This window comes from Prevotella sp. ICM33 (assembly GCF_000517825.1).
In the GTDB taxonomy this organism is placed as follows: domain Bacteria; phylum Bacteroidota; class Bacteroidia; order Bacteroidales; family Bacteroidaceae; genus Prevotella; species Prevotella melaninogenica.
The window spans coordinates 17,468-41,414 of the sequence record NZ_JACD01000009.1; the positions used below are offsets into that span (position 1 = coordinate 17,468).

The 23,947-nt window shown below is 41.4% G+C and carries 14 protein-coding genes; 5 read left to right on the forward strand and 9 right to left on the reverse strand.

All coding sequences use genetic code 11. The features are described 5' to 3' along the window. Window positions 1-290 precede the first annotated feature (290 nt). Window positions 291-1,283 (forward strand): malate dehydrogenase, encoded by a 993-nt coding sequence (locus HMPREF1505_RS02645; RefSeq protein ID WP_036922112.1) that lies wholly within the window; start codon window positions 291-293, stop codon window positions 1,281-1,283. A gap of 334 nt (window positions 1,284-1,617) precedes the next feature. On the opposite strand, the gene HMPREF1505_RS02650 is transcribed toward HMPREF1505_RS02645, so the two are convergent. The 8 genes from HMPREF1505_RS02650 to gltX form a co-directional block, all read right to left on the reverse strand. Next, a complete protein-coding gene (locus HMPREF1505_RS02650; RefSeq protein WP_036922115.1) occupies window positions 1,618-2,865 on the reverse strand; it encodes a hypothetical protein in 1,248 nt (415 codons plus the stop codon). Between the two features lie 108 nt (window positions 2,866-2,973). Further along, window positions 2,974-5,148 carry a TonB-dependent siderophore receptor gene (locus HMPREF1505_RS02655; protein ID WP_036922118.1) on the reverse strand — a complete coding sequence of 725 codons (2,175 nt, stop codon included), beginning with the start codon at window positions 5,146-5,148 and terminating at the stop codon, window positions 2,974-2,976. Between the two features lie 433 nt (window positions 5,149-5,581). Continuing rightward, window positions 5,582-7,171: a SusD family outer membrane lipoprotein NanU gene (gene nanU, locus HMPREF1505_RS02660; protein WP_036922175.1), complete on the reverse strand. Its 1,590-nt coding sequence runs from the start codon at window positions 7,169-7,171 to the stop codon at window positions 5,582-5,584. 19 nt (window positions 7,172-7,190) lie between these two features. Next, window positions 7,191-10,547, reverse strand: a complete 3,357-nt coding sequence (locus HMPREF1505_RS02665; protein WP_036922178.1) for a TonB-dependent receptor — start codon at window positions 10,545-10,547, stop codon at window positions 7,191-7,193. A gap of 648 nt (window positions 10,548-11,195) precedes the next feature. Then, window positions 11,196-12,284 carry a tryptophan--tRNA ligase gene (gene trpS / locus HMPREF1505_RS02670; protein WP_036922121.1) on the reverse strand — a complete coding sequence of 363 codons (1,089 nt, stop codon included), beginning with the start codon at window positions 12,282-12,284 and terminating at the stop codon, window positions 11,196-11,198. 40 nt (window positions 12,285-12,324) lie between these two features. Next, a complete protein-coding gene (locus tag HMPREF1505_RS02675; RefSeq protein ID WP_036922124.1) occupies window positions 12,325-12,813 on the reverse strand; it encodes a hypothetical protein in 489 nt (162 codons plus the stop codon). Beyond that, window positions 12,810-14,045 (reverse strand): 3-deoxy-D-manno-octulosonic acid transferase, encoded by a 1,236-nt coding sequence (locus HMPREF1505_RS02680; protein ID WP_036922127.1) that lies wholly within the window; start codon window positions 14,043-14,045, stop codon window positions 12,810-12,812. The genes HMPREF1505_RS02675 and HMPREF1505_RS02680 overlap by 4 nt, the downstream gene beginning before the upstream one ends. A 33-nt stretch (window positions 14,046-14,078) precedes the next feature. Beyond that, window positions 14,079-15,596 carry a glutamate--tRNA ligase gene (gltX, locus tag HMPREF1505_RS02685; RefSeq protein WP_036922130.1) on the reverse strand — a complete coding sequence of 506 codons (1,518 nt, stop codon included), beginning with the start codon at window positions 15,594-15,596 and terminating at the stop codon, window positions 14,079-14,081. A 141-nt stretch (window positions 15,597-15,737) separates the two neighbouring features. On the opposite strand from gltX, the gene HMPREF1505_RS02690 reads away from it, so the two are divergent. The 4 genes from HMPREF1505_RS02690 (at window position 15,738) to HMPREF1505_RS02705 (ending at window position 21,248) form a co-directional block, all read left to right on the forward strand. Further along, complete coding sequence (locus tag HMPREF1505_RS02690) at window positions 15,738-17,789, forward strand: HD family phosphohydrolase (protein ID WP_036922132.1); 2,052 nt, start codon at window positions 15,738-15,740, stop codon at window positions 17,787-17,789. Window positions 17,790-18,662: 873 nt separating this feature from the next. Then, window positions 18,663-20,348 (forward strand): membrane protein, encoded by a 1,686-nt coding sequence (locus HMPREF1505_RS02695; RefSeq protein WP_036922135.1) that lies wholly within the window; start codon window positions 18,663-18,665, stop codon window positions 20,346-20,348. A 150-nt stretch (window positions 20,349-20,498) separates the two neighbouring features. Continuing rightward, complete coding sequence (locus HMPREF1505_RS02700) at window positions 20,499-20,702, forward strand: hypothetical protein (RefSeq protein WP_036922138.1); 204 nt, start codon at window positions 20,499-20,501, stop codon at window positions 20,700-20,702. A 12-nt stretch (window positions 20,703-20,714) separates the two neighbouring features. Beyond that, window positions 20,715-21,248 carry a hypothetical protein gene (locus HMPREF1505_RS02705; protein WP_036922140.1) on the forward strand — a complete coding sequence of 178 codons (534 nt, stop codon included), beginning with the start codon at window positions 20,715-20,717 and terminating at the stop codon, window positions 21,246-21,248. A gap of 275 nt (window positions 21,249-21,523) precedes the next feature. On the opposite strand, the gene priA is transcribed toward HMPREF1505_RS02705, so the two are convergent. Further along, a complete protein-coding gene (gene priA, locus HMPREF1505_RS02710; RefSeq protein ID WP_036922142.1) occupies window positions 21,524-23,830 on the reverse strand; it encodes a primosomal protein N' in 2,307 nt (768 codons plus the stop codon). Between the last annotated feature and the right edge of the window lie 117 nt (window positions 23,831-23,947).

The window sequence follows — 23,947 nt, forward strand, 5'->3', positions numbered from 1 at the left end:
TTAAGGTTTAATCTTAAGAAATCTCATTTACTATAGAAGTAACTTATACAAATCCTCCCTTCCTTTGTAAAAGCAACTTTGTTTACGCTGCTAAGTTAAACAATAAATTCAGAACTTCCAAGACAAGCCGACTAAGAATTAATCGATTTGATAGACAGACTTTGCAAAGCCTCTACTTTTTATAATAAATAACACATTTATTCTAAAATATCTTTCTCACATGCTCATTTTTTTCGTAACTTTGCCGTATCGATACAAAAGAGAATTTAACTTTTAATTAAATATCTATTATGAATTATTTAACAAACGAAAAACTCGTTATCGTCGGTGCTGGCGGTATGATTGGTTCTAACATGGTTCAGACCGTTCTCACACTCGGTCTCACTCCTAACATCTGTCTGTACGATATCTATGAGCCAGGTGTTCATGGTGTATTTGACGAGATGGAGCAGTGTGCTTTCCCAGGTGCTAACCTCTCTTACACCGTTGACCCTGCTGAGGCATTCACTGGTGCTAAGTACATCATCTCTTCTGGCGGTGCTCCTCGTAAGGAAGGTATGACACGTGAGGACCTGTTGAAGGGTAACTGCCAGATTGCAGCTGACTTCGGTGAGAATATCAAGAAGTACTGCCCAGACGTTAAGCACGTTGTTGTTATCTTCAACCCAGCTGACGTTACAGCATTGACAGCTCTCATCCACTCTGGTTTGAAGGCTAATCAGCTCACATCACTCGCTGCACTTGACTCTACTCGTTTGCAGCAGGCATTGGCTCACGAGTTTGGCGTACAGCAGGACAAGGTTACTGGTGCACACACATACGGTGGTCACGGTGAGCAGATGGCAGTATTCGCTTCTAAGGTTAAGATCGATGGCAAGCCATTGTCAGAGATGGGTCTTTCTGCAGAGCGTTGGGAAGAGATTAAGCACCACACAGTACAGGGTGGTTCAAACATCATCAAGCTTCGTGGCCGTAGCTCATTCCAGAGCCCAGCTTACAATGCTGTTAAGATGATTGAGGCTGCTATGGGCGGTGAGAAGTTCACCTTGCCAGCAGGTTGCTACGTTAACGACGAGAAGCTCGGCTTCAAGAACGTTATGATGGCTATGCCTACAACTATCGATGCTACTGGTGTTCACTACACTGAGCCAACAGGTACTCCAGAGGAGATGGCTTCTCTTCAGGCTTCTTACGAGCACCTCTGCAAGATGCGTGATGAGATTATTGGTCTCGACATCATCCCAGCTGTTGCTGAATGGAAGAACGACAACGCGAATTTGTAAGATAGTTGACGAGTTAACAAGTTGACAAGTTGACGAGTTATCTAATTACAAAGCAAAATATAAAGGCAATCAACTTTTTGTTGGTTGCCTTTTTTTATTGTACAAAGCTAAGTTAGTTGACGAGTTAACAAGTTGACAAGTTGACGAGTTATCTGATTACAAAGTAAAATAAAAAGCCAATCAACTTTCGTTGGTTGCCTTTTTTATTGTACAAAGCTAAGTTAGTTGACGAGTTAACAAGTTGACAAGTTAACAAGTTATATGTTTACAAAGCTAAATAAAAAGAGGATGTATCAATTTTGACACACCCTCTTTTCTATTGTACAAAGCTAAATTACTTCGCAAAACTATGGAAGAAGCTTGGATTTCCTTTCACCTGTACGACTGGACCAACCACTTCTTTCGTGTCAGGGTTATATGTGTAAAATCCATTCGCTTTCTTATTGGCACTTCCAAAGACAATCAGGTTTTTATGCCTGCCGATGGCTATTCCTTGCGGGTTGGAAATTTCCATTCCCTTTATGACAGCCACCGTCTTCTGCTTTAGGTCGATAACAACTGGAATATTGGTAAGGCTGACATAAGGATTCTTCAGTCCGTTAGGATCAAGACCGAATGAGTTAGCATATGCGTAAGCCTTCCCGTTGTCGGCGTAGAATATCGTTGACAGGAAGTTGGCATACTTAGTCGTCAGACCTACAACCTCTGTTTTGTCAAGCCGGATATAGTAGTCGGGATCGATGTCTGTCGAACCGTTCTTTATGCGTACAATACCACCATTGAGCCCTGGGATGAAACCGAATGAACCGATACAGTTGATATATATGTCTTTGTTCTCATCCATGAAAATGGAACCTGGGTCTATCGGGCGTGTGGCAAAGCACAGTCCCAAGGTAGTGTTAACGATATGCTTTTCAACCTTATCAGTCTTCACATCAATCATAGCCAGTTCAATGTTATTACGTGTTGGCATATACTGAGCATTCATTTGGTTCAGTCCAACAAAGAGTTTACCATCACGAATAATCATTGCAGCAGGTGCCACCCTCGTATCTGACTGTTTCAGATTATTAAGGTCAATATCTGCAATCTTTGTCATAGTTGTTGGGTTGAATACCATCACAACACCAATACCTTGTAAACTGACGTATGCTTTCTCACTACTTGCCTCAACGATGTTACATGCTGCAGCACCTGCAGGAATAGACAAGGCACCTTCTTTCTTCCATGTACCATCGTTCATAATTCTATAGCGATTTATCTCCGCCTTCGTGTTACCCATATAATCAGGGAATGTGTAGACATTGCCCGACTCTGTTACAATTGGCGTAGCACCAAAACCGCAAGGAATACCGTTCTTATTGTCGTATGTTCCTGGTAAGAAACTTGGCAATGCTTGCAAATATACATTACCACTATTACCCTCTGGATTGGTAATTCCCGTTGCGAAGACAACTCCATGAAAGTCCTTATTACCAGGATTAGGTTTAGGACCCGGTGTTGGGTCGTCACCATTGTTTCCACAAGCGGTAAACATAGCCATCACAACAATGGCTGAAAGAATTGATTTAAGCTTTTTCATTTTTCTCTTTATTTAATATTAATATTATCTCTATAGACACACAATATGCCCTTTCTTTATGAATCATACTTTATTCTTTCATATTGCAAAATAAAGTCTTATTGCCTCTTACTTCAGAAGATATCTAACTTTTACTCCTATATATCTTCCTGGCAGAGGGCGATTAAACTCTGATACAACATGGCGATCCATAAGATTCTTTACCTTAAACGTTAAAACCCATTGGTCATTCTTGAAACTATGTTCTATTGCTGCATCCATCGTCAAAGCAGAAGGAATCTTCTTATCTTGATACCGACTTACTTCAAAATCATAGTAATATGTATGCACGTATGAAGCATCAAAGAGGAAACGTGTGTTCTGTTCCTTTCCTCCAAAGAGGTTTTCTTTATGAAACTCTGCACCAAAGTTTGCTAATAGATAAGGTACGTTTGGGATACGTTTCATATAGGTGGGATTCTCAACAGTAGTACCAGGAGTTAGCTTTCTGACGTCACGAAGGTCTTGATAAGTACCATTCGCATAAAGATAAAGTACTGGACAGACATCTCCCTTAACATCAAGTTCAACACCTCTCGTACGTACACTACCAAAGTTACGATAGCGAGCCATCGTAGGAATCATATCAGGCGTGAACCTTATCATGTCTTTCAACTGATTATAAAAACCATTCAACTCTATCTCAACAAGTCCACCATCTTGTTTTAAGTGACGATAAAGCATACCAAGATTGACACCAGATGTACGCTCAGGCTTCAAAGCTGGGGATGCGAGGATAGAATATCCATTACCTATCAACTCCTCACTTGTAGGTATTCGCACCTCTGAATTAAAAGAAGCCTTTAGCATCAAGTCATCTGTAAACTTATAACGAAAGGCATCACTGAATCCAAAATAAGATTTAGACACTTTTACGGGCTCTGGCGCACGTACCGAAAAAACATCTATACTACGAGAATGAGATGAGAAAATAAAGTTCTTTAAAGTAAAAGCATTCTGGAAACGACCATCAAAGAGGGTCAGATCGTATGACAAACCCGTTGTTAAGGTTTTCATCTTACTTGGGAAATTTGATTGAAATCCCAAGGCTTTATCCATTAAAGAGTCATTTGGATGAAGTGAATTCCTATCAAAGTAAACATTCAAATTAATGCCATGATGCTTATCTATGGTATATCCCAAATTAAGCTTCGCCGTCAACTCGTTCGACCGGTTTCTTCCATCTGAAGGGAAGTTATTCTGCTCTCCTCCGTATGGAGAGACTGCAGGCAACTTGTTTCCATCCCAATCATAACGATTTGAAGCCTTATCATTCAAACCATACCTGCCAATGATATATCCTATATCAAAATCAAAATCGAGACCATCTAAAAAGAAATTCTTACGCTTTAGTGTCAATGCCGTCAATCCACTAACAGAATGGTTATAAGCCTCACGCACATCGAGGTCGATTCCTTGTATTTCCTGACGTGTCTTAAGGAAAATAAGTTCCCACTTCATTTCATCAAACCACCATTTCGTAGCCTTAACAGACATTCCAGCCATGACTTTATTGAACTTATCATGGTCTCTTTCCACAATTCTATTGTCCAAATTTGCCAAGGTCATCTTGTAATTGTTCTTTGAAAACGAGAAGGCTCCACCAATACCAAATTGTAGACCAGTTTTATGATTGGTACGTTTAAACACCGTTGATACTTGATGTGTGTTAAATGAACCTAACTCGTATGAGAAGTCAAAATAAACAGGTGGGTATTCCTTTGTTACTACATTGACTGCTCCGCCTAAGGCTGAGCCACCAAACTTATAAGGGACAATACCTTTATAAACCTCTATGCGCTCTATCATATTCGTAGGAATATCATTTAAGGCAACAAAGTTACTCAATTGCGACATCGGAACTTCATCCACATACATTCCCATGCGCTTACCTTCTAAGCCACGAAGTGAAATGCGAGAGGCACTACCTAAACCTCCTGTATTTCGCACGGTAACTCCAACTGTACGCGCAAGTACGTCATTAATATTTGTCGCTGTACCTTGTAACTGACGCTGTCCTATAACAGATATAGGCATAGCCGACTCCTTCAACTTCCTAATCTCGCTACGTGCTGTCACCATAACTTCTTTCATCTCAACAGTTGTATCACGCTTATTCACCTCTTGTGCATTTCCACTAAGCATGAAAAAACATGAAAAAAGTGTTAGATAAATCACCTTTCTATATAACGAACAAGTATTATACACCCCTTTGCAGATAAGTATTTTTCTGTTATTCTTCATCTAACTTGTAGTTTAAAGACTCCGTGTAACAACGAATAGAGTCTTAAGTAAAAAATATGTATTCAACTATCAATGCAAAAGTATTAATATTCTATAGAGCGTGCAATACCTAAAAGTTAGTAAACCAACTGACAATAAACAAGTCTATTCTTAGAATAAATGGGCATATGAGTAGTTTAATTCATGCTTAGCACCATTGGTGCGGAGCATGAGCACCATATGTGCGGAGCATCAACACAAGATTTGAAGATGGTATATAAAAAAAATCATAACCTATGGCAAGGCACGAACAAACGATTAATACACATAATGTATGCCTAATAACATTAATAGGGAACAGAGCGTCTTGCTAATTACCTGCAAAAGAAAGGGGGAAGACGAGAACACTCTCCCGTACTTTCCCCTATAAAATAAAACTTAATGGTCTTTTGAATTAATCTCCGTAGCCTGGAGTCTGTTTCAGCTCTGCATTGGTTGACTTCGTTGTTTCATCAATAGGCCACAACAAGCGGTCGGCACTTGCTGTTGAATACTTTGTAGCCTTATCAACCAAACGAATATCATGCCAACGCTTTCCTTCAAACAAGAACTCGCGCATACGCTCTTTAAGGATAGCTTCTATTGGGTCCTCATCACCACCAACAAATGGGTTATCGGTATAGAAGTTGGTCAGTGCGGAACTTCCTCCAGTACTTACATCATTTGGATATTGCACCTCTGTATGAGCATTGAAGTAGGTTGCACCGTATGCACGACGACGAACTTGATTGATTTCTGTTGATGGGTCCTGACCTAAGAAAGCCTTAGCCTCAGCAATACCAAGCAAACACTCTGCATAACGATAAATCGGTTGATCGTCATACCATGATGTGGCAGAACTACCAGCAATCAATGTTCCATGGAACTTATTACAGATATTACCAACGTATGAACCATCAGAAGCCTGATAAACATCCGCCAAAGAAGCCTTCTTACGTTTATCATTATCATTTGTATAGAGCTTAGTCCACAAACGTTTATCCAGTGGAAAACGCATTACACCACTACCTAAACGCAAGTTTAGATTCGGTGACTCACTAAACTGAATTGCCTGACCAGCATCGTTATGCAGACGATAAGCACCTACATTCTGCTTGTTCATTACGAGTGAAGTGTAAAGTCCGCCCCACAAAGAAGTTTCATTCTCTCGATTATGGAGTGCATAGATAATCTCTTTATTCTCCTTGTTATCATATGCAAAGACATCTTCAAAGTTGTCAAGCAAACTTACATCGGCATTATTCTGAACCTCTTGATAAGCTGTAAGCGCAGTCTGATAATCTGCAGCACCACCACCCATCTGCTTTCCACTCCACAGATATACCTCACCTTTAAGCATCTTGGTTGCAGCAAGCGACCAATAAGTACGTCCGTTGGTGAACTTATAGTTATTGTTATAAGCGGTTTCTGAAGCCGAGATGTCTGCCTTAATCTGCTTCATTACGTCAGCAGCTGCATCCTGCTTACGGGCAACCTTACCTAAGTCAATAGTCTTGCCCTCCGTGTGCTGTAGATAAACAATAACATCACCATAGGTACGGAGCAACTGGAAATACAAGAAAGCACGCATACCATAAGCACCAGCAAGGTAGTTAGTCTTCTCCGCATCTGTCAGATAGCCAGCTTCATTCACCTTATCTATCATCAAATTGATTTGGTTGATACCAGTATAAAGACCTCCATAGTTGCCTACTACCGCACTACTCTTCTCAAGTGTGTTATTCCATAGACGGTCATAACCCTGTGGAGCCTCACCACTAAAAGAGGTTCCACTATAGATATTACTTCGCATCTCACCCCAGACGATATACTTATCAGCATAGCTTCGCATCCAAGAACTCAGTCCTTGATTGAAAGCTTGTACTTGATCAGGATTCTTCCAGTAGTTTGCATCGGTAATAGTACTAACTGGCTCAATGTCCATACAGCCTGTCAGCGAAAGGCTGAGAGCTGCAGCTGTTATATAGGATAGTAACTTTTTCATTGTAAGTAACATTGCTTAATTAAAATGTAACGTTTAATCCAAAGATAAGTGTGCGAGGAGTTGGGTAACGACCGTAGTCATATCCGTCCAAGATTGCTTCAGGAGAAGCTCCGTCATAAGGGGTAAGATAGAAGAGGTTCTGTCCTGTCACATAAACATTGGCATTCGCCATCTTCATTGCCTTAATCCATGTTCTTGGTAAGGTATAACTCAATGTTATCTCACGTAAAGCCATGTAACCAGCCTTCTCAAAGAACTTAGAGCCTTCACGCCAGATGTTCTGCTTATTCAACTGGTCGGCATAACTGAATGCTGGATAGCTGGCACCAGGATTGGTTTCAGTCCACATATCTTGTACATTCTCTATAAGATTGAACTGGCCTTGATATTGTCCCATAGAGCGAGCCTTGAGATCATTGTAGATTGTATGACCCAAAGCGTAATCGAAACGAGCAAATAATGAGAGGTTCTTATAGCTTAACGTACTTGTCCAACCTCCTGTTACCGTTGGTCTTGAGTTACCCAACACCTTACGGTCGAGTGAGTTGATGATACCATCTTCATTGATATCCTCCCAACAAACATCACCAGGCTCAATAGCCTTCCAGCCTGTTGAGTTCTTATAAAGCACTCCAGTCTGTGGGTTTACTTCATCAGCAAGACCAGGACCGTACAACTTTGCAATGTTATCAATACGTTTGTTAGCATTTGCCTTTACATCATCCCAATCTCTAAAGATGTGATCTTGGCTGTAACCATAGAGTTCTCCGAGTGTTCCACCCTCACGATAACCACCAATCCACTTAGTAGGAGTCTTGCCATCAGCGCCAACCTTGCCCGCAGCAACCTCTACTCCTTGAAGTTGATTAAATGGACGGTCGCTCTTAGGAAGCTGAATAATCGTATTCTTTACAGTTGAGAGGTTGAAAGAAAGGTCCCAACGGAAGCTGTTCTTTAGGTGAACAGGGGTTGCACGCACCTCCATTTCAAATCCTTGATTACGCAACTTACCCAAGTTTGTTTGGATAGAAGAGAAACCTAAGTAGGATGGAAGACTCACGCTCTGAAGCAGATTACTCGTATTACGAACGTAGTAATCGAGAATCAATGACAAACGGTTCTTGAAGAAACCAAGGTCAAGACCAGCCTCAAACGTATGACTCTGCTCCCACTTTAAGGCTGTATTCACAAGCGAACGATCGTAGAAAGCAGTGTTACCATGATAGTTTGTAAGTTGGTCATAGATTCCATAGATATAGAAATCACCAATACCACTCACATTACCATTGCTACCATAACTAATACGAGGTTTGATATTACTAATAAAATTCGACAACTTAGACTCCTTCCAGAAGTCTTCTTCCATCATGTTCCAACCCAAAGAGATGCCAGGGAAGAAACCCCAACGGTTATCTTTTAGCTTAGAGTTACCATCATAGCGGAAAGTAAAGCTGAGCAAATACTTCTGTTTGTAATCATAATTGAAGCGTCCGAAGAGAGACTCGATACGATTACCAGACTTCTCAGACTTTGGATTGCTATCCTTATCAGCACCAGCATTGAGTGTAGGGATATCATCTGTAGGTGAATTCTTTGTAGAGGCATTCATCCAGAAGTAGTTATAATCATAATACTCCGCACCCAACATGAAGTCGACATTATGATGCTCAGCAAACGTATCGAAGTAATTCAATATCGTATTAAGCTGTATCTGTGTATCCTTCATCATATAAGCATATGCACGACGTGTCGTATTGATGCTATTAGGATTGCTCTGTGTGTAATAAGCTTTATTGAAGCTTTCATTCTGATTCAGCACATGATAAATAGATCCATTGGCTGACATCTTCAGATGCTTAGGTATTAATGTCAAGTCAAAACCTATGTTGAAGGTTTCTGAACGTGAACCATTCTCCATCGTGAGTTTATCATTCCAATACATATAGTTACCATCTGAGCTACTCCAACCTGGTGCTGGAGAACCATCAGCAAGGTAAGGATTCCATGTAGGACGCTGTGAACGGGTACGATAGAACAAAGAACTCCATGAGCCAAAATAACTATCCGGCTTCGTAAACCAGGTGTATTGTGCACCAGCACGCACCTTCAGCCAAGGCTTGATTTGATAATCACCCTTCACGCTACCAGTGAAACGACGGAAAGAAGTATTACGTACAACACCATTCTCATTATAGTAACCTAATGAAGCTACAAAAGAACCCATGTTATTACCACCGCTGAAGCTCAGATAATGGTCTTGTGTAAGGGTTTGATTATGGTAGATTGCATCTTCTAAAAGACCTCCATAATCCTTAAAGATAAGCTTTGCACCATTTGTTGCACCATAGTAAGGGTCGTCCATAACCTCCCATCCTTCTTCAGTTAGCAGTCTTTGGTGCTCAGGATTGGTTGCATCGTAATACATAACATCCGTACGTGGAGTGTAATCAGTATATCCACGACCAGAATAACCATTCTGTGCATCGACATTAGCAGCCCTTCCGTGTCCTTCCATAGCATCAGCATAACGCTTGAAACCCATTCGGTTATAGTAAAGATAGTTACGGGCATTCATGAACTTATAGTCATCACGCTTGAAGTTGGCACCCACTTTCAAACGATAATTAATGCTGGAAGTTCCCGCTTGAGCACGCTTTGTTGTAACAAGGATTACACCACCGTTTGCTCTCGCACCATAAATTGCAGTTGACGCCGCATCCTTCAATACTTCAATTGACTCGATATCAGATGGGTTAATCTCTGACAAAGTGCGCTCAACACCATCAACGATAATCAATGCAGGAGCACTTCCTGTGATAGAAGCACCACCACGCAAGGTGATAGAAGGCGCAGTGCCTGGCTGACCAGAGCTATTGACAACCTGAAGACCTGTCACACTACCCTGCAATGCACTACCGACATTTGAGAAAGCTGCCGCATCTAACACCTTATTATCCATCTTAGAGATAGCTGTTGTCAACGTAGCACGCTTCTGTTGACCACCATAACCTGTCACAATAAGTTCGTTGAGAGCATGCTGTTCCTCCTTTAACGTCACTTTAATTTCCTGACCATCCCATTTTACCTCCTTGGTGTCCATACCAATGTAGCTAATAACAATAATACTACCAGGAGGAATGTTTGATAAAGAGAAGCGACCGTCTAAATCAGTAACAGCTCCATTACTTGTACCTTTCACTTGAACAGTGGCACCAATGATAGGCTCTCCTTGTTCGTCAAGAATAATACCCGTGCATTTCCCTGATTGCTGTACGCTTTGAACAGGCAGCTTTGACACTGCAAATCCTTGCGTTGACATCAAGAAAGATACACCCATGCATAACGTAAAACCGATTGGCTTGATGTGTAAAATCATGCGCATCTAACTTTTAATAGTAAAGATTGTTTAGTTCCTCCGCAAAACTGTTGACAAAGAGCGTCATGCCTACAGCAGCACGAAAGGATATAAAATTATTAAAATGATATTCTATTTATGTTCACGATATTAATGGCTTATTACGAGAGGAGGTATTATTCCCCTTTCCGCAGAACGCCATTTGCCGATGTTATATATTGTTTAGGTTGATATAGGCAAATGTAGGGACTTTTTTTATTTGACACAAATTATGCTAAGAAATATTTTCTAAATAATCATTAATTTTAATCAAGGCGAATGTAAACTCTACTGACTATCAGACGAAAAGGGATTCTTCATCTACCCTCCTCCACTCAATATAAATAATAACTTAGACTTAAGAAAATGATTAACCTTTAGTAATATGGTTCTTTCGGACCAATAAATCGTTCGAAGAATTAGAACTTATTGTAGCGTGCTAAGCCTCCACACCAATGGTGTTAAGCGTCCACACCATACGTGCGGGGCGTTCGCACATACGTTAGAACAGGTAAGAAAACTTAATCAAGAGTACTAACTGCAAGACTATTAGACACAAAAAACAGTCTTATTCCTTCTATAAAAAGATGGAATAAGACTGCTATATGACTTTAAAGTAGAGCCAAAGACTTACTTCTGTCTGAATCGCTCAGCCTGACTCTGAATCAAGTCGGTATCCTCGAAATAGTTAATCTGCATAGCTGCACGTACCTCATCCATTGTCTGGGCAGCGGTTTCTCGTGCTTCCAATGAGCCCTTCTTGAGGATATTATAGATCTCTGGAATATCCTGTTCGTACTCACGACGGCGCGCACGGATTGGGTCCAACATCTTGTTCAATACACTATTGAGCAACTTCTTACACTTCATATCACCGATACCACCGGCTGTATAAGCAGATTTCAACTCATCAAGGTTCTGGAACTCTGGCCAGAACTCAGCGAAGTCCTCATCTGTTGAGAAGGCATCAAGGTAAGTAAACACAGCATTACCCTCAACATGACCTGGGTCAGACACATTCAAGTGAGTTGGATCAGTGTACATTGTCTTCACCTTCTTCCATACGGTGTCAGCATCGTCAGAGAGATAGATACAGTTACCAAGACTCTTACTCATCTTCTCCTTACCATCTGTACCAGGCAGACGACGTGCCGTAGCGTTCTCTGGCAACATAATAGCAGGCTCAACGAGTACTGGTGCATAAATCTGATTGAAGCGACGTACGAGTTCACGTGTCAACTCCAACATAGGCTCTTGATCCTCACCTGCAGGGACAGTAGTAGCCTTAAAAGCTGCAATATCAGCAGCCTGAGAAACAGGATAAGCAAAGAAGCCCATTGGGATATTAGCTTCAAAGTTGCGCATCTTAATCTCAGTCTTCACCGTCGGGTTACGCTGAACACGGCTTACGCTGACAAGATTCATCAAGAAAGTAGTCAGTTCGGCTATTTCAGGAATCTGACTCTGTATGTAGAGTGTACATTTCTCTGGACTCAAGCCAGCAGAGAGATAATCTAAAGCTACCTCAATAATATTCTGTCGAATCTTCTCTGGGTTGTCAGCATTATCTGTCAACGCCTGTACGTCTGCCATAAAGACAAACATCTTATCGTAGTCTCCGAGGTTCTGAAGTTCCACACGACGGCGGAGAGAACCCACGTAGTGACCCAAGTGAAGTTTACCTGTAGGGCGGTCACCTGTTAAAATAATCTTTCCCATGTATATATTTCTGTTTTATTCGTTATGTGTATCGTTGAAGTTACTCATCGTGTCCTGGTACAGCAATGGTATCTGCGTCTTCTTCTGGCTGTTCTTCAACTTGCTCTTCTTCCTTCTGCTCAGGCTCTGCTGGGGCTGTTGCCACAGTATCAACAGATGGAGTTTGCTCTGCTTGAATAGGAGATTCATATGGAATCGTATCATTAGGGATGCTATCAGTCACAGGTGTTTCTGGCGAAGAAGAGCCGAAAGTGAAATAAGCACCTACACCACCAGCCAATAGAAGTAGACCGATAACAACGCCCCAAAGGATTGCATTGCTGTCTTTCTTGTGCGTTTCTCCTTGTACCTGCTGCGCTTGTGAGGTAAAACCTGTAGGTTGTTCATACTGCTGACCAGCACTCACCAAAGGTAATGTAACCTCCATGACACCATGACAATGAGGACAAGTACACTCGATTGTCTGTCCTTCTTCAGCCTCAACAATAAACTGTGTTCCACAGTTATCACACGTTATCTGATATTTCATAACTTTACGTTGCTTAGAACTTTATTTGTAGCACCAGCCAAACTCTCGACATAAGTACCTGCCAAAGAACCACAAGCAGAGCGATATTCTTCGTCTTCAGCAAAGTGATTCATCAACAAACTAAAACTTTCAAAGTCGAAAACTTCAAAGCCACCACCATCACGCAAGAGTCCTTGTGCTTCAGCAAAATGCTTGTTATTAGGACCAAAGAGAACTGGCATATCCCACACAGCAGCCTCAAGAACATTGTGGATTCCTACACCGAAACCACCACCGACGTAGGCGACATCACCATAATGATAAATCGATGACAACAAACCAAAACAGTCGATAATCAATACATCTGCATCAGCAACATTCTCTTCTGTTGCCTGTGTGTAGCGTATTACCTTCTTATCCTTTATCAGTGAGAGGATAGTCTTTAGATGATCTTCTCCGATAACGTGCGGTGCAATAATAAGTTTCCAGTCCCTATGTTCATTAAAGTACTTAAGGAAGATTTCCTCATCAGGCTGCCATGATGATCCTGCCACAAAGACTTTCTTTCTATCAGTAGCATCCCTATTGACGAATTTCTCCACCAATGGTAGTTTCTTGCTTGCTTCCTTGATTTGCAAAACACGGTCGAAGCGAGTATCACCCACAACAACAGCGTCAGAGATTCCTATCTTATTCAGGAGTTCCTTGCTCTCCTCATTCTGAACAAAGAAACGGCTAAAGCACTTCAAGACACGACCATAACCACGACCATACCACTTAAAGAAGATTTGATCTGGACGGAAAATGCTTGACACACTATAGACTGGTATATCACGATACTGCAGGATATGCAGGTAATTATACCAGAATTCATACTTGATAAAGAACGCCATGACAGGACGAACTGCACGTAGGAATCTGCGTGCATTGCCCACCGTATCTATAGGAAGGTAGGTGATGATGTCTGCGCCCTCATAATTCTTCCTCACCTCATAACCAGAAGGAGAAAAGAAAGTAAGCAGAATCTTATATTGCGGACAGTCTTTTCGTATCTGCTCTATCAAAGGGCGACCTTGTTCGAACTCGCCCAATGAAGCAGCATGAAACCAAACATATTGAGCGTCTGGCTCCACCTTCTCACGTAAAATCCGCACTGCCTCCTGTTCTCCTCGCCACATCCTGCGTAGCTTTTCATTGAAAAGACTACCCACAGCGATACCAAACTGGATGACATACATTATTATATTATACATACTCGGCTCAATTAATTTAGCCTTTCAAGGTGCTTATCCCAACACCTCAATAGCCTTGTGCATACGCTTCAAGGTTTCCTCTTTGCCAAGGAAAGCAGATATATCGAACATTCCAGGACCCTTACCAATACCAACAAGGGTGAGTCGGAATGCGTTCATGATATCACCAAGCTTATAGCCTTTGTCCTCTACCCACTTCAAAACAATAGGTTCCTGACCTTCAACACTGAAGTCTTCTATTCCCTCCAAGACATCAGCAAGCTCGCTCATCTGCTGTGCAGAATATTCCTTCCAACGTTTCTTAACAGTCTTCTCATCATAGCTTGTTGGTGCAATGAAGAAGAAAGAGCAAAGCTCCCAAAGTTCTTTCACGAAGCTAACACGGTCTTTCATCATGTGTACAACCTGTGTCACCTGCTCCATAGTAGCCTCGATGCCATTATTAGCTACGATTGGTGCGAAGAGTTGTGCTATCTCATCATCAGACTTTTGGAGGATGTATTCGTGGTTAAACCACATACCCTTCTGATAGTCAAACTTAGCTCCACTCTTTGAACACTTCGTGATATCAAATGCTTTTACGAGTTCCTCAAGCGAGAAGAGTTCCTGTTCTGTGCCAGGGTTCCAGCCCAAAAGTGCCAAGAAGTTGACTACTGCCTCTGGGAAATAGCCACTCTCACGATAGCCAGAACTTACTTCACCTGTCTTAGGGTCGTGCCACTCCAATGGGAACACAGGGAAACCAAGGCGGTCACCATCACGTTTACTGAGCTTACCCTTACCCTCTGGCTTCAACAACAAAGGCAGATGGGCAAAGCGTGGCATACTATCTTCCCAACCAAAGGCACGATAAAGCAACACATGTAACGGTGCACTTGGCAACCATTCCTCACCACGAATAACGTGAGAGATTTCCATCAAGTGATCATCAACGATGTTTGCAAGGTGATAAGTTGGTAATTCGTCTGCACTCTTAAACAAAACTTTATCATCAAGGATATCTGTCTTGATGCAAACATCACCACGAATCATATCATTAACATGAACTTCCTCACCTGTTTCTATCTTGAAACGAACAACATATTGTTGACCATCTTCTATCAGACTTTCAACTTCCTCCTTTGGCATTGTCAAAGAGTTACGCATCTGCAGACGAGTGTGTGCGTCGTACTGGAAGTTTTCAATTTCCTTACGCTTCGCATCCAACTCCTCTGGAGTATCAAAAGCAATGTATGCCTTACCAGCTTCTAAAAGCTGATTGACGTACTTTTTATAAATATCACGACGTTCACTCTGACGATAAGGACCATGTTCGCCACCAAAGCTAACACCCTCATCAAACTTAATACCTAACCAATCAAAAGAGTCGAGGATATATTCCTCTGCCCCTGGAACAAAACGATTAGAGTCTGTGTCTTCAATACGGAAGATAAGTTTGCCGCCATGTTGACGAGCGAAAAGGTAGTTATACAAAGCAGTACGCACACCACCAATATGCAAAGCACCTGTTGGACTTGGAGCAAAACGCACTCTCACATTTCTTTCTGCCATTGTCTTAAATATTATATTTTCCTGCAAAATTAATGCTTTTTTTTGACTATCCGCTATATTTTTAGTATTTTCGCAAGTTGTTAGAGGATTACGCAACAAGATACAACAGCTTGTTATAACATTTACGAAACAATATATAAGATGATAAGATTCAAAAACATAAGCAACCCCTATTGGCGGAACATGGTTTCAAGAGTAGCCTTGATCATCGTTGCCGTCGTTTTGATAGTGCTATTTTTACCCCGTACACAAGGTAAACTTTTCCATTATGACGAAGGAAAACCATGGATGTACGGACAGTTGATTGCTAAGTTCGACTTCCCTATCTTTAAGACTGATGCTGCGTTGAAGGTTGAGAAAGACTCTATCACAAAGCATTTCCAACCTTATTACAACATTAACCAAACGGTTGAACAGAAGAAGATTGAACAGTTTAAGCAGGCATACAAGGATGGTATACCAGGCTTGTCAAAAGACTATATCGATGCGATTGCCCACCGGCTACACGAAATCTATGAGGCTGGAATCATTGATCCACAACAGTACTCTACACTTGCCAAGGACAGTAACCATTACATCCGTGTCGTAACTGGTAAGCAGGCAGTGAGTGTACCTATTAATAAGACCTACTCTACCCTTGGTGCCTATGAGCAGCTTTTCATGGACCCTTTGTTAGGTCCGAAGCGTTCCGTACTTCAGCAATGTAATCTTAACGACTACATAGAGGCAAACCTTGTCTATGACAAAGACCGTAGTGAGACGGAGATGAACGACATGCTAAGTCTTATTCCGCAGGCTTCAGGCATGGTACTGGAGGGACAACGCATCATCGATCGTGGTGACATTGTCGATGCAAAGACCTATCGTGTGCTTAATTCCTTTGAACAAGCAATGGAGAAGCGCAAGGCTACTGAAGACGAGATAACATCTACCTTCATCGGGCAGACCATCTACGTCCTAATCTTCATTTGCCTTTTCACACTCTACTTGGCACTTTTCAGAAAAGATTATTTTAACAAACCACGTTCCATCTCACTACTTTATGTGATGATAGTCATCTATCCTATCCTCACATCCTTAATGATGGAGCATAACATTCTGAGTGTGTATATCCTTCCATTCAGTATGGCTCCGATATTCTTCCGTGTGTTTATGGACTCACGAACAGCCTTCATAGGACACATGACAATGGTACTTATCTGTGCGGTGGCTGTCAAATATCAATACGAATTCATTATCGTACAGTTTGTTGCTGGCCTCGTGGCGATTTATTCTTTGCGCGAATTATCAAAGAGAAGTCAAATCTTCCTTACCGCACTCCTTGTTACAATTGCCTCAGCAGCAGTGTACCTATCGCTCCAACTCATACAGGCAGACGATTTCTCGAAGCTTGATCGCACCATGTATTACCACTTTGCTGTCAATGGCTTCTTCCTTCTCTTTACCTATCCACTGATGTTGGTCATCGAGAAGACTTTCGGCTTCGTATCTACCGTAACAATGTTTGAGTTGTCAAACACAAACAATGAACTGCTACGCCGACTCAGTGAGGTTGCTCCTGGTACGTTCCAGCACTCTATCACGGTTGGTAATCTTGCCACAGAAATAGCCAGTAGAATCGGCGCAAAGGGCCAGTTGGTACGTACTGGTGCGCTCTATCATGACATTGGCAAGATGCTCAACCCTGCATTCTTTACCGAGAATCAGGCAGGCATCAACCCACATGACAAACTAAACGACCTTGAGAGCGCACGTATCATCATCAGCCATGTGACGGAAGGTCTGAAACTTGCAGAAAAATACAACCTCCCACGTGAGATTAAGGAGTTTATTACCACCCATCATGGTGCTGGACTTGCCAAGTATTTCTACATACACTACAAGAATGAACATCCAGATGAGGAGGTCAACGAAGACTTATTCCGTTACCCTGGACCAAATCCTTTCACACGCGAACAGGCTATTCTTATGATGAGTGATACCGTCGAGGCTGCTTCACGTTCTCTACAGGAATACACCGAAGAGAGTATCAGTGGATTGGTAAACCGACTCATTGATGGTCAAGTTGCTGATGGAAACTTCACGGATTGTCCTATCACATTCCGTGACATCACCGCTGCTAAGGCTGTACTTATCGAACGTCTGAAAGCGATGTATCATACTCGTATTCAGTACCCACAGTTGAAAGTATAGAAGCTTGAGGACAACCACAAGGCTGACTCCTCTCCCCTTCCTTTCCAAAAGGAAGATACATAAACGCCAAGAGACCTCACTAAGTTACAACAATAGTAACATAGTGGGGGTTCTTTTTAGGAGCTTCAATCATTTGAAATGATAAGGCTTACCTCTTAAGCTTAGAACTTTGACATGATGCCACACAGAAAAAAGGAAAACACGGAAGAAGATTTAAAAAGTAATAGAAGGAACGAAGGCACCATCGATACATAGAGAAAGCAGAGGTTATTAGCCTGTTTTCTTTGATACTTTAGTGTTTAAGACTTTAGAATTTTCTTTACAAAACAAGTCATAAAAAGACAGGAAATAAGGCTAAAATTGAGCACCAATAACACCTTTGTAAGTTATTCGCTATCAAGCCTTTGCGAAACTGCACTTCAAAAGGTGCTTAATTGGACTTCAAAAGGGCGTTAGTTAGACTCCAAAAGGGCATCTTTTGCAAGTTAATTAGGCATCTTTAAGAAGCCAAAAGAGCATGTATTGGTTTTGAGTGGCATAAAATTAGTTTACAAACACCTGTGATGTAGGAATCAAGTTATTTGTAGGAAACAGATAGACATAGTATCAAATCGTTTTTATCTTTTAGCTTATCACTCTCTGCAAGACCATCTAATATGGGATAGTAATACCCTGCATATAGATAAGTCTTTCTTCTATTCCCATTCTATTCATATAACGACATAATCTTATTTCAGCCCTTTAACTACCTAATTAACGCTGCACATTTTAACTAAAAATGAGAAAAAACAAACGAAAATTTGGAAGTTTAGAACAATATTCATAACTTTGCAACCAAAATATATAAGTTTTATATACACTTACGAATCAACAATGAAGTATCAGAAGACTGTCCTTGCAGCTGCATTGCTCGCAATGGCAACAACAACACAAGCCGGAGGATTGCTTACAAACACCAATCAGAGCATCGCATTTAACCGTAACTTTGCACGTGTAGGTGCTATTGGTATTGACGGTGTTTACTTTAACCCTGCTGGTGTAGCTTTCCTTGACCAAGGTTTTCATCTCTCTCTTAACTTCCAGAACGTATATCAGACACGTGAGATAACATCTACTTTCAGTGTGCCTGCATTAGCTAATACTCCTTATGAGTATCCATTCAAGCTGAATGGTGGCAATACAACTGATGGTAGTAAGTTCTATCAAGGTAAGGCCTCTGTGCCTATCCTCCCATCTTTCCAGGTGGCATATAATAAAGATAAATGGAGTTTCCAAGCTGGATTTGGTTTAACCGGTGGCGGCGGTAAGGCTGCATTCAACGACGGTCTTCCTACATTTGAACGTCCAGTATCGCTCCTCCCAGCACTTATCAACCAGCAGTTGCCTACTTTTGCGGCACTACTTGGACAGCAGGAAACGCCTGCAACCAGCTATAGCCTTCAAAGCTATATGAGCGGTCAGCAGTATAACTTCGGTCTCCAACTCGGTGTTGCTTATAAGATTAACGAGAATCTCTCTGTATTTGGTGGTGCTCGTTTCAATTATATCTACAACAAATACCAAGGTAGTATCACCAACATTTCAGCAAATGTGGGTGGAAACAACCAGAATCTCTACGACTATTTCCAATCAAAGGTTAACGCTTTGAACGAAAAGGCAAGCGCATTGCAAACACAGGCTGTTGCTGCACAGACCCAAGCAGATGCCCTTCGTGCACAAGCTGATAAAGCTACCGATCCTACAACAAAGGCTCAGTTACAGGCTGCAGCAGACCAATACGCGGTTGGAGCACAGAAGGCAACTGCAGGTGCAAAGCTCGTTCGTGCAGGTGCAGACAAGTTGGACAGTAGTAAGGAAAAGGTAAAAGACCGCTATTTAGAGGTTTCTCAGCGCGGATGGGGTATCACTCCAATCCTCGGTATTGACTACCGCACTGGCAAATGGAACTTCGCAGCACGCTATGAGTTTACCACAAAGTTCAATATTGAGAACAACACAAAGCGTGATGACACCAAAAAGTACGAGAATGGCGTGAACACACCAAACGATATTCCAGGTATTCTTGCACTCGGTGCACAGTATGAAGTACTGAAGAACCTCCGTGTTATGGCAGGATATAACCACTATTTCGATAAGGATGCACGCATGGACAATGACAAGCAGCGCTTCCTTAAGCATAACACACAAGAGTTCCTTGCTGGTGTTGAGTGGGATATCAACCCTTCAGTGACAGTCAGCGCAGGTGGCCAGCGTACGCTCTACGGACTTGGCGATGGTAAATACCTGACCGATCTTAGCTTCGTAACGAGCAGTTACAGCTTCGGTTTCGGCGCAAAGATTAAGGTTGCAAAGAACGCTCATCTCAACATTGCTTACTTCTTTACCAACTATTCAAACTTCAAGAAGGAATACAATGATGCTATCGAAGCAGGTCAGGAGCAGGTGACACAGCCTGATGGTACTGTAACTATGCAGCCTAAGACTCTCGCAACCAAAAACACCGATATCTTCACTCGTACCAATAAGGTACTCGGTGTAGGACTTGATATTGATTTCTAAGCCACAAATAAATCTACCGTTTTCCACAACTAATACCATTAAGAGGCAGTCAGAGTGATTCTGACTGCCTCTACACTTTTATAATTTCATCACAATTACTTGTCGTTTTCAACTAATATTCATATATTTGCAGCAGAAAGGAATAAGTTTATGGGAACAACAATATCAACGCTTGCATCAAAGATTGCTTCCAAACAAGCATACCAAGAGAAAAAGAAATTAGAAAGTTTGCAAAGGATTGCAAGATACTTATCTACCGAAGAGAGAGAGATTCTCTTCAGTGGGAATGGGTTTGTTCGTGTACCAAAAGAGGAAGCTGAGAGAATGAAGATTGATGCTTACCTCAATACTTAAATACCTACAGAAATGAGCCTGAGTTATTATCCTTACAGATTTGTGAAGAAAATAGATGAGCCTTGGGATGGACCTCAAGGCTTTTTACTTTATAAACTTTTGTATTCGTTTAAGTCTAATAAAAGTCATCAGACTTATTGGGTGTGGGTAGAGGTTTATTCACAACATTTTTATGCCGTCAAGTTCCATCTAAAAGCACATAGAAATAGTGATAAGAAGTATAATATCTTAACGGGACTTAACGAGCCAAGAGAATGTATACAGACTTGTATGGCTATTATGAAAGAAGTTTCTGGGAAAGACGATAAAGCTTCTTTCGGCTTTATTGGTGCTAACTCTATTGGAGAGTCTGAACTTGAAACAAAAAGATTCCGAGTATATAGTAGGTATATGCAGACCTACTTTAACTCAGAAGAGTTTGAACATCATTATAACCTCATGAAGAGTGCGTATTTGATAATATGTAAACAGCAATTAAAAGATAATCCCAACCTCATCAATGACATTGTTGAAGGCTTTAAAGAACTTTACCCCTACCTTGACTAACATCCATCTTAAACCTATTAATACATGAGATAAAAGATGCTTTTCACATCTTATCTTATTTGGAAAATATGCTTTAAAAGTGGTCAAACAACATTTTAGAAAGGACTAACATAAGTTCCAATCCAACCCTAACAACCAACTCCATTCATTTATTTTCATGAACAAAAGAAATTATTTTCATGAAAAGAAATATTTATTTTCACGATAAAAAATATTTTTCTTCATGAAAATAATTTAGAGAATAAGACTTTAGAAAAGTGACAAGAAACTATATACTAAAGTGGATCAACGTCGTAATACACTTGAAGAGCACCATATCTCTTATCCTTCAACATGGCTTCTAAGGCTCCACGAAGATATTGGCGAACACGAGAATAGTCAATACCATTCTCCAACTTTAGCATAATCTTTCTAATGTTTAAGGTCTTCACTCGAGCTACAGCAGGCTTGTCAGGACCTAACACACGGTCACTGAAGATTTCACGGAGCCGACTTCCTAATTCCAAACCTGCTGAATTTACCGTATTTTCATCCCTATGCTTCAAATAGACATAGACAAGTCGATAGAATGGAGGATAATGAAATTCCAGCCTCTCAGTAAGTAAGTCGGAATAAAACGACTGATAATCATTACGCACTACTTGCTGAATGACCGGCAAATCTGGACTCTTTGTCTGCAGAATAACCAAACCCTGTCTACCCTTTCTGCCTGCTCGTCCACTCACTTGACTCATCATCATAAACGCTTGCTCGTATGCACGAAAGTCCGGATAATTCAACATCGAGTCTGCATTGAGGATTCCTACGACCGAAACCTTATCAAAGTCAAGACCCTTTGAAATCATCTGCGTACCTATCAGAAGATTACTCTTCCCTATAGAGAAGTCGTTAATCAAACGCTCATAAGCATTACGTGTGCGGGTTGTATCAAGGTCCATACGAGCTATACGAGCCTCAGGGAAGATATAGCGAATCTCATCTTCAATCTTCTCCGTACCATAACCACGACCACGGATATCCTCACTTTCACAACAAGGGCAAACATCTGGCACCTTCATCGTATAACCACAATAGTGGCAAGAGAGGTAGTTCATATTCTTATGATACGTCAACGAAACATCACAGTTTGGACACTTTGGAACCCACCCACACTGTCTACACTCCACCATCGGCGCAAAGCCACGTCGATTCTGAAATAGAATAGCTTGTTCGCCACGCCCCAAAGCCTCACGAACAGCAGAGAGAAGACGCGGAGAGAAGGGACCTGTCATCATCTTTCGACGATAAAGATCCTTTATATCAACAATCTCTATTTCGGGAAGTTGGATATCTTTATAACGACGTGTCAGCTCAACAAGCCCATACTTACCTTGTTTCGCATTGTAATAGCTTTCCATCGAGGGTGTAGCTGTTCCCAAAAGCGTCTTTGCATTAGGATACATCTGTGCCAACACTATCGCTGCTGAGCGAGCATGATAACGAGGAGCAGGGTCTTGTTGCTTAAAACTCTGTTCATGTTCTTCATCTATAATGACAAGACCTAACCGATGAAATGGGAGAAAAATAGCACTTCTTGCACCTAAAATAACATCATAAGGTGAATCAGACAACTGCTTATGCCATATTTCCACACGCTCTGCATCGCTATACTTACTATGATAAATTCCCAATCGATCGCCAAAAACGGCCTTCAGACGTTCTGTTATCTGTACGGTTAGGGCAATCTCAGGCAAGAGGTATAACACCTGTTTATGCTCATTGAGGGCTTTCTGAATGAGATGGATGTATATTTCTGTCTTCCCAGAAGAGGTCACTCCATGTAGTAGTGTCACACGATGAGACATCATTTGCAAAAGAATCTGATTGTAAGCCTCCGTCTGTGCCTCGTTTAGAGGTTTTATATTCTCTGGATGTGATGGCTTTCCACTGTTCAGTCTACCGACCTCCTTCTCATAGGTAACCAATATTTTCCTATCCTGTAAAGCACGAATAATACCAACAGAAGCATGAGTAACGTTCATCAACTCCTCTCTGGTCACCTCTCGCAGTACTGTCTCTGGTGTAATTTCTGCCATTTCATCGACACCAGCCAATTGCAAATAAGCCATAAGCACTTCCACTTGTTTCGCTGCACGCTTCATAGAGTCAATCATAAGTGAGAGCGTCCTTTCATGACGTAAGTTGTCAGCTAATCGGATATAAAGTTCTGTTCGTGGCCGATAACCGTATTCCTCTTTCAGTCCCGATGGCAATGCAGCCTTATAGACATCCCCAATTGGCGACATATAGTAATCGGATATCCAATGCCAGAGCTTTAGCTGCTGTGATAAAAGTACAGGAGTGTTATCCAGTACATCTATGATATTCTTATAGGTAATCTTCTTTCCGCCTACAGCATCATTCTCCGATGGATTCGGTATATTTACAGGATATTCCGCAACAATGCCCACATAGATTTTACTCTTTCCCAAAGGCACAGACACTCGTACACCAGCTGTCATCCGAGATACCAATGCATCGGGTACACCATACGTAAAATAGCCTTCAAGAGGAAGGGGGAGAATAATATTAGCGTAAGTCATTACAAATTCTTTATTACCTATCAACCAAAACAAACAATACTATAAGCCAGACATTGGTTTGAACACAAAGTTACAAAGAAAGATGCAAATACACAATGATAGAAGTCATCAATAACA